At 70.2% G+C, this 2,450-nt stretch carries 2 protein-coding genes; both read left to right on the top strand.

Annotated elements, in window-relative coordinates; all coding sequences use genetic code 11:
* The first annotated feature begins 150 nt into the window (after window positions 1-150).
* Complete coding sequence (locus K206_RS0126490) at window positions 151-1,749, top strand: 3'-5' exonuclease family protein (RefSeq protein ID WP_020205397.1); 1,599 nt, start codon at window positions 151-153, stop codon at window positions 1,747-1,749.
* 332 nt (window positions 1,750-2,081) lie between these two features.
* Window positions 2,082-2,450: amidase family protein (locus K206_RS39350; protein ID WP_043367120.1), on the top strand; the 369-nt coding region annotated here is incomplete at its 3' end.

The raw sequence follows: 2,450 nt of genomic DNA, 5'->3' as shown, positions 1-2,450 counted from the left end.
GCGAGGGAGCGAATATTAAGGCCGCGATCGAGCCTTGGCAAGCGTTTTCTGCAAATTCCACAAGATTCTTTGTGACGCCGTGATGAAGTGCCGAGGTGCCGGCCGCTGGCCCGGGCGCTGCCGCGCAGCCCCTTCCATTAGAATCGCCGGATGCAAGCCCTTTCCTCCTCCGAGCCGCCAGACCAGCCGGCCGGCACGCCGCGGCACCTGGATGCGCAGGCCCTGGCCGCCGCCCTCTCCCGTCCCATCGTCTTCGTCGACCTGGAGACCACGGGCGCGGACGCCACCCGCGACCGCATCACCGAGATCGGCGTGGTCGAGGTCGGCCCGGATGGCATTGTCGAGTGGGATACGCTGGTCGCGCCCGGCGTCGGCATTCCGCCCTTCATCCAGCAGCTCACCGGCATCACCGACGTCATGGTGCAGGGCCAGCCGCGCTTCGAGGATCTCGCGGAAGACCTGGCGGAGCGGTTGCAGGGCAAGCTCTTCGTCGCCCACAACGCGCGCTTCGACTATGGCTTCCTGAAGAACGAGTTCCGCCGCGCCGGCATCACCTTCCGCGCCGACGTGCTGTGCACGCTGCGCCTGTCGCGCTCGCTGTTCCCGTCGGTGACGCGCCACGGCCTCGATGCGCTGATCGCCCGCTTCGGCCTGGAACCCAAGGGCCGCCACCGCGCGCTGGCCGATGCCGAGCTGTTGTGGCAGTTCTGGCAGAAGATCCACGGCCTGTACAGCGTGGCGCTGGTCGAGTCCGCCGTGCGCTCGCTGGTCAAGCGCGCGAGCCTGCCCGCCGGCCTGGAGGAAACCGCGCTGGACGACGTGCCCGACACCCCCGGCGTCTATCTCTTCTACGGCGACCAGGACCTGCCGCTCTATATAGGGAAGAGCATCCACCTGCGCCAGCGCATCGGCGCGCATTTTTCGGGCGACCACCGCGCCGCGCTGGAAATGCGCCTGGCCCGCGCGGTGCGACGCGTCGAATGGCGCGAGACCGGCGACGAAACCGGGGCGCTGCTGCTCGAAGCCCGGCTCATCAAGCAGATGCAGCCGCTGCACAACCGCATGCTGCGCCAGAACGCCGCGCTGTTCGCCTGGGAACTGCCGCCGGGCCTGAGCGCGCCGCTGCTGCGCTCGGACCGCGATACCGACTTCGCCCGCCACCCCAATCTGTATGGCGCGTTCGCCAGCCGCGCCGGCGCCGAGGCGCGCCTGACCGAACTGGCGCAGGACCACGAACTCTGCCAGGCGGCGCTGACGCTGGAAAAACCGGCCCGGCGCGGCCTGCCCTGCTTCGCCCGCCAGCTCCACCGCTGCCGCGGCGCGTGCACCGGCGAGGAAGCGCTGGCGGATCATCGCGAACGGATGGCGACCGCGCTCGCCGGCCTCGCGCTGCAACCCTGGCCGTTTGCCGGCGCGGTGGCATGGCGCGAGCAGGACAGCGCGCGCTCCTGGTGGCATGTCCTGGAGAACTGGTGCTATCTCGGCTCGGTGTCCACGCTCGAAGAGGCGCCCGCGCTGCTGGCCGGGCCGGCCCGCTTCGACCTCGATACCTACCAGATCCTGGCGCCAAGGCTGGCGGACCTGCTGGCCGGCGCCATCGCGCTGGAGCCCGTGCGGCAATTCACGCTGGAGCCGCCCGCGCCGCCGGCACGGATCTCCTCCGACCGCGGCACCGCGCCGGCGGCCGGCCCGCGCCGCCGCAAACTGGCCAGCCCGGACCAGCAAACCCTGTCCTTCCCCGAACAATAAGTAGTAGCCCGGCAACGCACGACGGCCGCCCCGCGCGGTTGCGGTGCCGGCGCCGGCCGATCTGGCCGCGCTGACCTCACAGTCAAACGGTATACCAAATAAGCCGAAATCGCGCCCAATCGCGGGGCATGCGATGGCCTGCACGCGCGCATCCAACCCCGTTTTTGTGCCGCCAGATCCCGCATTGCACCAAAACGCGGCCCGTTCCGCCGCATTCCACATTCGTCTTGCACTTCGCATTTCTGTGAATATAGTATACCGATTTTCGCCATAACCTCCCCAAGCCCCCAACCCGCGCCAGCCATCCGCGGGTCTACAAGACGGAGTGCAGCGTGACGCGGCAAGACATTGCGAGCATCGACCCCGACCCGGCGGACCTCCGCTTCCTGCCGGCCTGGCGGGCAGCCGAGCTGCTGGCCGGCGGCCAGGTCAGCGCCGAGGACCTGGTCGACGCGTGCGAGGCCGCCTACGAGGCCTGGCATGCCGGCATCAACGCCATCGTGCTGACGGACTTTCCCGCCGCGCGGGCCGCGGCGCGGGCCAGCGACCAGCGCCGCCGCGAGGGCCGCGCGCTCGGCGCGCTGGACGGCATCCCGTTCTCGGTCAAGGAATCCTTCGACGTGGCCGGCTGGCCGACCACCTGCGGCAGCCCCGCCCAGCGCGGCAACATCGCCACCGGCGACGCCGCCGTGGTCGAGCGC

The sequence above is a fragment of the Cupriavidus sp. WS genome, from assembly GCF_000395345.1.
Classification (GTDB): Bacteria; Pseudomonadota; Gammaproteobacteria; order Burkholderiales; family Burkholderiaceae; genus Cupriavidus; species Cupriavidus basilensis_B.
Note: the sequence above shows the minus strand (reverse complement) of the source record. Positions and strands in the feature narration are given on the sequence as shown.